The organism is Arthrobacter sp. SO5, from assembly GCF_020532805.1.
Lineage (GTDB): Bacteria > Actinomycetota > Actinomycetes > Actinomycetales > Micrococcaceae > Arthrobacter.
Window position 1 is genome coordinate 1 of sequence record NZ_MQTQ01000024.1, and the last position, 8147, is coordinate 8147.

Consider the following 8147-nt stretch of genomic DNA (forward strand, 5'->3'; position numbering starts at 1 on the left):
ATTTCCGGCCCCTTGCCCTGCGGGTAGACAGGGCTCCGTCGGCCGCCGAGCAAGCGAGCTTGCCAGCAACCAAAAAACGGTCCCTTCACCGGCCGCCATTCAGGGATCGATAGCGTTCATCGAAACTGTCAGTTTCCGAAGTCGTCTGCAGGGAATGTCCACACTCGTCTGGGTTGTTGGTTCTCGTTCTCTTAGGCACAGCGGCCCTCACTGTCATCGGCGTCGCCCAGCTCCGAAGGACCCAGACGGTTCCCGTCGCGTAGTCCTGATCTGGCCATTGCAGAACCCGCCGGAGTTCGCCGCAGGCTACTCTGGGGATTCACAATTTCTGGGGGATGGAATGGCTCGGACACACAACGCACAGGTTCTTGTCACTGGATTACTCCTGGTGCCCGTCGGCTGGATACTCCTCGTCCCGCTCGGAGGCCGGGTTGCCGATGCGGCATACCGCAGCGATGAGGACTTCTACACATTGCTCGGGCTGTGCGGGGGCCTCCTGCTCCTGGGAGGCATCTTCCTGATTCTCGGCAGTATCGTCCGGGCCCTGCGCAAGATCGACAGGTTGAATTCCACCGCGGGAATCGTGCCGGCCCAGAAGCCTGTCTCGGAGGAAGAACCGGCCGCATAGCGTTCGACGCACCGAGGTAATCTTGGGATTTCGCGCCCGCCCATCAAGTGGCGCAGCTTGTGTGAAGATTGGGGACTTCAAAATGGACCATCTTGCTGAACACAGGGCTGTAGGCGACGCGCCTGCGGTCCTTCGAGCATCAACCTACTTTTGGCTTGCCAGTGCGCTCGTATCAGGAGTCGTACCGGCCATCGTGATGGCCGTGTGGCCGACAGACTCCGATCTGTTCGCGGTCACCATGGGACTGGTTCTCCTGGTGACGGTCCTGCAATCCTGGGCGGCATGCAGGCTTTTGCGAGGCGAACATTGGGCCAGGTTTGTTCTGTCCATCGTGGCCATCTTGTCCCTGGCAGGTGCGTTGAGTGCCGCACCAACACCGCTGGTAGTTGCGGGGTTGGTCCTGAGTCTTGCCGGTGCGGTGCTGATGTGGATGCCAGCATCCAGGACGTATCTCCGACGTAGCTCGGCCGCCGGCTAAATCAATCCACAAGAAAGAAGGCACAGCCAGGTGGAGGTCAGCAAGAGGCATCACACGGTCCCAAACTTCTATAGGCCGAGTATTCACCTCCGATTTCTCCCGATGCCGCGAAGGAGATCGTCAAGGGCAATGTCCGGGCTGATCGACGATTCGACCTGCTGAGTGGAGAATCGACAACACTCCTGATCGAAGCTCGCGCTTCCGCATTTAGTTGGGGCGAAACGATCGTTGTCACCCTCCACGACATGGAGGGCGTGACCCGTGTCGAGGCTGAATGCCGTCATAGGCAGCGGTCAGCGATCGTCGATTTCAGGCAATCAAAACGCGATCTGCAAAAGGTCCTTCACGGGATGGACCGGCATGCTGGTTAGCGTTCGCCTGTTGGTTGGAATTGGCGGTTTTTCGTAGCTCGGTTTGGCGGTTTGGCGGTTTGGCGGTTTGGCGGTTTTGCCGTTCCTTATGGGGAACCCTGTGCGGGACAATCGTGATGCATCTGAACAGTTCATCGACCGGTGTACGTCTCGGTAGCAGTGGAGGGGCGCCCGTTAGGGTGATCCTTTAGGGACTGAAGAATCACCCAGACAGAATCGGAGCAGATACATGAAAGCAAATCTGGCTCCTGCCAGTTCCGCATCTTCTGCGGATTGGCTGGCCCGCGGCTTTCCGGGGCCTCCCCTTCTCGTGAGCACATTTGCGCCAGAGACTTTTCCGGCAGTCGTTCGTGTTCTAAATCCCCTTGTCGGCGCCGCCGGACGGAAACTCTCCTGGGCCGCCGTTGCGCGGGAGTTGGGCATTCCCTTGAACGGTGCCGCCGTTGGGGACCGTCTATGCCGGGACTACGAGGCCAAAACGGGTGAGAAGATCAATGTTGATTTCGGGACACTCGATTACGAGGTTGCATCTGCCCTCGCAGACGTTCTTAGCCGGCACACGACCACGCCCGACGAATGTTGCTTCGCCGCCTGGGTAGGCTACTCCGACATCAGGGACGAGTTCGCCGGAGCCCCTGCGGTCCTCCTTCCTCCCGAGCGGGAGATGTTCCTCCTCGAAGGACCCGTCGAGGCTGCAACAGAGGCGTTCGATGAACAAGGCTCCAGGCGCAGTGTGCGGTGGTGGCCGGTTGACCAAACCTGGTGCGTTGGAAATGATCTTTACGCTGATTCTGTCTACGTCGCTGGTTCCGAAGAATGCATCTCGGCTCTGGTGGATGATCCCCGTCTGGAAACCCTCGTAGCCGACCGCTCCGACGTTCATCCCGGAATCTACGCATAGGCACTTCGACGTCGAAGCCAGACAGCGTCCATATGGGGATCGCTTTCCGGCGTGGGCTCAGTGTGGAATAGTGCCATCAATAACCTTGGGGGGTAGAAGTGATGAAGTGCAGTCGTTTGCTGGAAATCGTTGTCGCGTTTTCTCTCGTGGCGGTCCCGCTCACGGGATGCGCAGGGCAGCAGCTTGGACGCGAAGACCTGAAATCTTTTGGCTCCATTGATGAGGCCTACGCTGCCGTCGATGACGTCCTGGGCTGCGATTCAAAACCTGTTGGCGACCCGGTCGTGCCTATGGGCGATGGCGGTCGTCTCACTTCTTCTCAGAGACTCTGCTCGGAAAATGTTCAGATAGACCTCTACCCGAATCAGGACGCTCTTGAGAAGAGCTATCAAACGTGGGCTGACTCAAGCCAGGGCAAAATCCCTCTCGTTCGAGGAAGCAATTGGATGGTTGTTGACCTCAGCCAAATCGCGAGTGGCCAGCCGTCAAGCTCCAGCATCGAACGATTGGCCGAGAAATTGAACGGCGAATACGCCGTTGTCGGCAACTAGTTGGACTTATCCCGAGAGCGTCGCTAGGCGGATACCCTCGAAGGGACGTCATGGTGCCGCGCGCCCGGTCAAGGATCCCGTACCGGGACTTCATGTCCTCTACCTTTGTCGTGCGAGAATCGCCTCATGGATGAGGACGAGAGACAGATGAGGCAGCAGTTGATGCTCCACGAGGCTCTGGTGCAGGCGATGGATCGGCGGGACGAGGTCTTCAAGGTGATTGAGGATTCACAGGACAAGGACGAAGCGATCCGTCGGGTGGGTCAGCTGTTGGGCTTGGGCGAGCTTGGCAGCCGGGCAGTCCTGGACCTGCAGGCGAAAGCATTTACCCGAGACCGGCGTCAGGCCATCGCTTCCTTTGCAGAAGAACTTAGATCAAGGCTGCCTGATGGGCGCTGAAGACTCGGCGTCGTCCATCAATTGCTGCTTCCTTCATCGCGGCTCGAGTGACTGGGATGCCCGCAATCCGATCCCCTAGGGGACGGTGCCGCGGAGGGTTCAGCTCGGAGCCCTCCGCGCGGCCGGCAACGAGGACTCGTCCTCTGTGCCTCGTTCCAGACGAGCCTTGCGTCTTCGCCTGGGACAAGCACAAGAAACTCATTCGCCCTCTGGACGATGCAAACGCTCGAACCCCTACTGCCGTTCTTTGGCGTCCAGAGCCTGCCGGGGACCGCCTAGTTACCCCTGGGTAGGCGGATGACCCGGACAGAGTGAAAAATGATCAGCCCTACTCCAACGCTCACGAATATGGTGTCTGGCCAGCGAGGCGGTTCTGTGGCAAGCCTGTATACGGCTGGAACCATGATGAATATGGCGAGGCCAATACCGAGCCAGGCTGAGAACTTGATTCGCCTTTGCTGTTCCGACGTTTTGGAAGCGGGCTCACCGCTGGTGGTGTGATCGTTGTCTGGTCTGCTGTAATGCTCGGGTTCCATGCGGCTGCCCCCTCGGGCTTGGTGTCCCGAGCCTACCCGAGACACCCGTCCACTTCAGGAGCAGCTGTCGGTCCCGTAGAGGTTTCCCTTTCGGACATGTAGTGGACCGTGCACGACTTTGGACATTTTGTGCAGACGATTTCGTAAAGTGACTGCCTTTGAACCGCAACCATAGTCGGCCGCTTTTGCAGGTCAATTGAGCCTGTCAAGGTAGTGGCGCCCAACCGGTGGTCGGGGCCACTCTGCCCGCGGATGGCCGTGTTTCGTCTGGCTGCCTCGATCGTCAGGAGCTGGCGTCGGAAGGTGCCTCGTCCACAACTTCCATTCGCACGACTAGCTTCTTGAAATCTGGATCGAAGCCGATGTCATTGCAGCGGTAGCGCCAGCCGTGAGGTTCAATACGTTCGACGAGCATTCCGGAAGTGGCCTTCTGCGACTCAAACCGTCCAAGTTTCCTCCCGGAGTCCCAGACGTTGTAAATCGTGATTGTGCCGTTGCTTTCAACAACATCAATCTCGACTTCCGGAGGAGTGCTGTCGTGCCACAGGACTAGGGCTCGGGAGGTCACGTCAGCGAGGGTCAGGCTGCCTTCGGTCGCGATGAACATTCCTTGCCGCCACGGGGCATTGACTTCTTCGAACACAACCCGAAGGCGCTGACCTGGGCGCACTGGAACCGTCTGTATGAAATAAGCCGGTTCCCCGTTCGGACCATGAAGTCATTTGTTGATAGTCGTGCCAGGAAGTGCCCTGCTCTGCGCCATCAGGACATCCGCTCTGTGGAGTAGGTGTGCACCGTATCCGAAACGGCCTCCCCGTGGATGGCCAGCCGGGCGCATCCTTTCATCACGTCAGGCTGACGGGTTGTCGCCGCGGCAACAGCAAAGGGAGGGGCGAGGGTCTCAGTCATGGCGGTCACTCTAATTGAACTCGCAATAGATCGCGACGGTATCCGTTCCGTTCAACCCCGAAAAAGTCGCCGACCCACGGGCATCCGCCAAGAAACCACCCTTTGTGCCTGCGCGGACCGGGATCCCCGGCAGGTGCCACTTTCGGAGAGCCGAGTGCACCGGACCGGACCGCTGTCACCAGATTGTCAGGAGTCATCTGCACTCCCGACACTTTCTTCAGAAGCCGCCTGCGCCAGTGTTCATGACGGTCATTTTGCGTATAACTACGGATCCGGTTGCGCATGTGGGCCCGATGCTTATCGCGGTCAACGGAGATCGGCCACTTGTCGGGGTAACCAAAAGAAAAGCCGGAGACCGGCATCAATCTTCAGTGTCTGGCCGCCATACTAGATTGCCAGGCAAACTAGACGATGTTACCGTCTAGACATGAGCGATGATCCAAAGTGGCCCAGCGATTGGATCCGGGCTGTCCTGGCACCGTGCATCCTGCAGCAGGTCCAGACCCGGAACGAGTCCTACGGCTACCAGATTGTGCAGGATCTGGGCGCGCGGGGCCTTCCCGGCATCGGCGGCGGCACCGTCTACCCGGTACTCAACAGGCTCGAGGCCGACGGAAGGGTCCGCTCCGAATGGCGCGAAGGCCACGGAGGTCCAGGCCGCAAGTTTTACACCATCACCCCCCAAGGGGAGACGTGGCTAAGCGAGACCTCCGGTGCCTGGCAGGAATTCACGGCAAGAGTAGCGGCGATACTGACAATGGAAGGGAACCCGGCATGACCACCTTGGATTACTTTAAAGCCCTTGCGCTGGGACTCCGCCAGCGCAAGCTCAGCGAGGACCAGGTCGCCGATTTGCTCCGAGAACTCCAGAGCCACCTGCAGGAGACAGGTGCGCGTCCTGAAGATGCTTTCGGCAGCCCCAAGGAATACGCAGAACGGTTTCCGAAGGGGCGCACGGTTTCCCGCGGATCGAAGGTCGGCTACCTTGCTGCCGCCGTGCTGATGGTCCTGATCGGCGCGAAGGTCTTCGCAGGCCAGGTCCTCGGCATCTCCCTCGGCTTCCCCGAAACATTGATCTATTTTGGGGCGACCGTCCTCGTGACACTCGCCCTGGTCGCGTGGAGCAATGTGCTGCAGCGGCGGCTCCCTGAACGGATAGCTGAGGATCTCAGCCGGCAGGACACTTGAAAAGGGGGTATGGAAGAAGATCCACGACAACATCCTGGAGGGTTCGTCAACCCGGCCTTACGCGCCCGGTTGAGGATCCTCAAACGGGATAGCGGCGGCACATGCCATCCTTGGGGTATGGCACGAACTTGGTTGTCGGTGACGGTGGAATTGCTCGGTGGTCGTGGTGAGGAGTTGTGGCCATGGCCTGGGCGCATCTTCGCCGTGGGACCGTCGCACACCTTCATGGATCTCGCCGATGCCATCAACGATGCTTTCGCCCGGTGGGACCGCTCGCACTTGTCAGTGTTCACTCTGACCGACGGCCGGGTAATCACTGACGAAGAGACGGGAACCGAAATGGCTTCGTCGATCCGCGGGCCGATCATCGCGCCAATCGACATCGCGGCTGCCAAGGTCGCCCGGACGGTGGAGCCGGGGGATGAGTTTCAGTTCACGTTCGATCTCGGTGACGCGTGGATGCACCGGTGTGTGGTCGGGGAGGTGAAGGTCGACCCGCTGGAGGTATTGGGTGTCCGTCCTGATGCCCCACTGCCGTACTGGGGCTGGGGCAGCATCCCGGACCAGTACGGGCGCCGGTGGGCTGCCGACGATGGGGAGAGCCGGGCGCCAGGGAAACCGGGCCGGCCACACCCGATGCTGCTTCACGCGTGGCCCGCAGAGGTGCAGGTGCCCGGGCTCGACTTGTCCGAGCTGCGGGAAGCCACCGCGGCAACAGATGCGGGCCGTTTCCTCGCGGCGGTGACGGGACACGACATCGATGACGCTTTGCAACAAGTGGGGGCCGGCATACCGATGGCGCTGGAGCAGAGACGCCGGGACGCCGAGCCGGTGGCACTGTCGGTCATCAACCGGCTGACTTGGCGCGGCGGCCCTGGTGACCGGCTGCTGGCCGAGGACCTGCTGGCCGGTCTGCGCCGCGAGCCGCTGACAGGCTGCGTGGTGCCGGTAGACCTGGACATGCTCAGCACCGTGCTGGAAGGGGATCCCGAGCTGTCGACCGGTGGCTACCTCGACCTGCGTACCGGGCAGGTGTACGACGACAGCGCCACTGACCCGATGATGGTCGGGGAGGGCGCCGCCATCGACATTGAGGAGGAGCCGGACCGTTGGCTTCGGCTCGACCGCACCGGTTCGCGGAACGGCTGGCGGGACATGGCGGCCTTCGCCGAGCGGCAGCGCGATGAGGCCCTCCGGGAGCGGCTGGAGCGGGCGATCGAGGGCAAAGGTGCCTTCTTCCGGTTCCGCGACCTCGTCCACGGCGAGAACCTTAGTGAACAGTGGTACGCCTTCTCCACCGACCGCCAGATGGGCCGTGCCCGCGAGTTCCTCGCTGATAATGGCATCCGCGTGGGCTAACGAGCCGGGCCCGGTCAGCGCCGGCGCAAGACCGTGCCGCCCGCACCGTACCGAAGATTGCACCTGTGACGGTGATTGTGGCGGGCGTTGTGGGACAACATACTGGACGGCCAAGTTACGCGGCGGGCTGCCGTTTGCGGTCGGCGGGGGAGTGTCCCACCGGGGTCATCCTGGTTCCAAGGATGCGGAACACCACACCGTGCCTGGTGAAGGACCGATGCTCCTATAGATCGTCAAGCGGCTTTGATGAGTTCTTTTTGCGTGTGGGTGGGTTGTAGGGCGGCGTAGATTTCGCGGGCGACGTAGCGTTTGAGGCAACGAATGATTTCGGGTTTGGAGAGGCCTTGCTGGGTACGCCGGTCAGCGTAGGCGGGGGTAGGTGCGTCGTAGCGCAGTCGGACGAGCACGACGATGTAGAGGGCGTTGTTGGCGGCGCGGTCGCCGCCGCGGTTGAGTCGGTGACGGTGGGTTCGACCGCTACTGGCAGGGATAGGTGCCGCTCCGCAGAGGTGCGCGAAGGCGGCCTCGGAACGTAACCGCTCCGGGTTGTCGCCGGCGGTGACGAGCAGCTGCCCGGCGACTTCAGTGCCGACACCAGGAAGAGCAAGCATGTGTGGTGCAGCTACGGTGATGAGCTCCTTGAGTTCGCCGTCGGCGTCGGTGATTTCTTCGGTGAGGTGTTGGTGGCGGCGCGCCAGTCGACGCAACGCGATCTTCGTGGCATATTCCGGGTCACCGAGATCACCAGTTGGTCGCATCCTGGCGCACGTCGTGATCAGCACGGTCGTACTCAAATGGCGCAGCTGTTCTCGTAGCTGGGCGGGTGC

Annotated in this window: 10 protein-coding genes; 6 read left to right on the plus strand and 4 right to left on the minus strand. The window is 61.0% G+C overall.

Annotation, left to right across the window (positions count from 1 at the left end; genetic code table 11):
- Nucleotides 1-340 precede the first annotated feature (340 nt).
- On the plus strand, nt 341-628 hold the full coding sequence (locus BJG92_RS04460; RefSeq protein WP_232082820.1) for a hypothetical protein: 288 nt from the start codon (nt 341-343) through the stop codon (nt 626-628).
- Nucleotides 629-1931: 1303 nt separating this feature from the next.
- On the opposite strand, the gene BJG92_RS04465 is transcribed toward BJG92_RS04460, so the two are convergent.
- The gene (locus BJG92_RS04465) at nt 1932-2360 is read right to left on the minus strand and encodes a hypothetical protein (RefSeq protein ID WP_232082821.1); all 429 of its coding nucleotides are present in this window, start codon (nt 2358-2360) and stop codon (nt 1932-1934) included.
- A 134-nt stretch (nt 2361-2494) separates the two neighbouring features.
- Here BJG92_RS04465 and BJG92_RS04470 point away from each other — a divergent pair, with 134 nt between their 5' ends.
- Nucleotides 2495-2929: a hypothetical protein gene (locus tag BJG92_RS04470; protein WP_232082822.1), complete on the plus strand. Its 435-nt coding sequence runs from the start codon at nt 2495-2497 to the stop codon at nt 2927-2929.
- A gap of 126 nt (nt 2930-3055) precedes the next feature.
- On the plus strand, nt 3056-3328 hold the full coding sequence (locus tag BJG92_RS04475) for a DNA gyrase subunit A (protein WP_232082823.1): 273 nt from the start codon (nt 3056-3058) through the stop codon (nt 3326-3328).
- A gap of 819 nt (nt 3329-4147) precedes the next feature.
- Here the strand turns inward: BJG92_RS04475 and BJG92_RS04480 are convergent.
- Complete coding sequence (locus BJG92_RS04480) at nt 4148-4507, minus strand: hypothetical protein (protein WP_232082824.1); 360 nt, start codon at nt 4505-4507, stop codon at nt 4148-4150.
- A 119-nt stretch (nt 4508-4626) separates the two neighbouring features.
- A complete protein-coding gene (locus BJG92_RS04485) occupies nt 4627-4773 on the minus strand; it encodes a hypothetical protein (RefSeq protein WP_232082825.1) in 147 nt (48 codons plus the stop codon).
- 427 nt (nt 4774-5200) lie between these two features.
- Here BJG92_RS04485 and BJG92_RS04490 point away from each other — a divergent pair, with 427 nt between their 5' ends.
- The 3 genes from BJG92_RS04490 to BJG92_RS04500 all read left to right on the plus strand — a co-directional run bounded on the left by BJG92_RS04490 (nt 5201) and on the right by BJG92_RS04500 (nt 7320).
- Nucleotides 5201-5551: a PadR family transcriptional regulator gene (locus tag BJG92_RS04490; protein ID WP_232082826.1), complete on the plus strand. Its 351-nt coding sequence runs from the start codon at nt 5201-5203 to the stop codon at nt 5549-5551.
- Nucleotides 5548-5961, plus strand: a complete 414-nt coding sequence (locus BJG92_RS04495; RefSeq protein WP_232082827.1) for a hypothetical protein — start codon at nt 5548-5550, stop codon at nt 5959-5961. The genes BJG92_RS04490 and BJG92_RS04495 overlap by 4 nt, the downstream gene beginning before the upstream one ends.
- A 117-nt stretch (nt 5962-6078) precedes the next feature.
- Complete coding sequence (locus BJG92_RS04500) at nt 6079-7320, plus strand: UPF0158 family protein (RefSeq protein WP_232082828.1); 1242 nt, start codon at nt 6079-6081, stop codon at nt 7318-7320.
- Between the two features lie 233 nt (nt 7321-7553).
- Here the strand turns inward: BJG92_RS04500 and BJG92_RS04505 are convergent.
- Nucleotides 7554-8147, minus strand: a 594-nt coding sequence (locus tag BJG92_RS04505) for a transposase (protein ID WP_232082829.1), incomplete at its 5' end; no start/stop codon positions are given.